The sequence below is a fragment of the Aerococcus sp. L_32 genome (assembly GCF_050689315.1).
In genome coordinates, this window is record NZ_JBOEQF010000904.1 from 1 (window position 1) to 748 (window position 748).

General features: G+C 38.4%; 1 protein-coding gene and 1 pseudogene. Both read left to right on the forward strand.

From position 1 onward, the window contains the following. Positions 1 to 192: pseudogene (locus ACRCJ0_RS17250) on the forward strand (ribonuclease J); the annotation flags it as partial. Positions 193 to 206: 14 nt separating this feature from the next. After that, on the forward strand, positions 207 to 748 hold a 542-nt coding region (locus ACRCJ0_RS17255; RefSeq protein ID WP_431391381.1), incomplete at its 3' end, for an energy-coupled thiamine transporter ThiT.

Sequence of the window (748 nt, forward strand, 5' to 3'; positions counted from 1 at the left end):
ATTGAAGTGACTGAGGAAAATCTTAAAGACAAGAACTTTGAATGGTCTAAATTAAAAGGTGATATCCGGGATGCGCTAAGTAAGAAATTATATAGTGAAACACAACGCCGACCGATGATTTTACCAGTCATTATGGAAGCTTCAAACTACCATCCTGACAAAAAAGATAAGAAAAAAGGGAAACAAAACTAAGGGGGTCCGGCGGCATGAACGCGTCACAAAAATTAGTAGTCTGGGTTGAAGGCTTATTATTTGTCATCCTGGCTTTATTAATTGAAAGCATATTCCCAGAAACCATTACAAGTTATAATATTACCGTAGCGATTTCATTAACCTTATTGGTTTTCTATTCATATAGAAGAGGATCAATAGCAGGTTATATCGCTGGTGCAGTACTTGGTGCAGTAGTGGGGTATTTACAAGTAGAGAATGTACAGACAGAGTGGATGGTGCTAGTGGCTAGTGCAATCCAAGCAGCTATGGTTGGGTTATCGGGTAAATTTGCTCGAAACTTACAGCGGACGTTATTCAACCGCCGTATGTCTAGTGTATACCTAAACCTGATTACCGGGACAATGATGACTTTTGCCGCATTCTTCATCCTAAAATTTATCTTTAATCAATATGTGCTAAATGTTGGTCAAGTGGCAGATGGTACATATGCGATGAGTATGTTATGGTCATTCTTGGCTAACTTAGCCTTAGCTTTAGTCATCCTAGTAATCATATTGAACGTATCATCGAAATT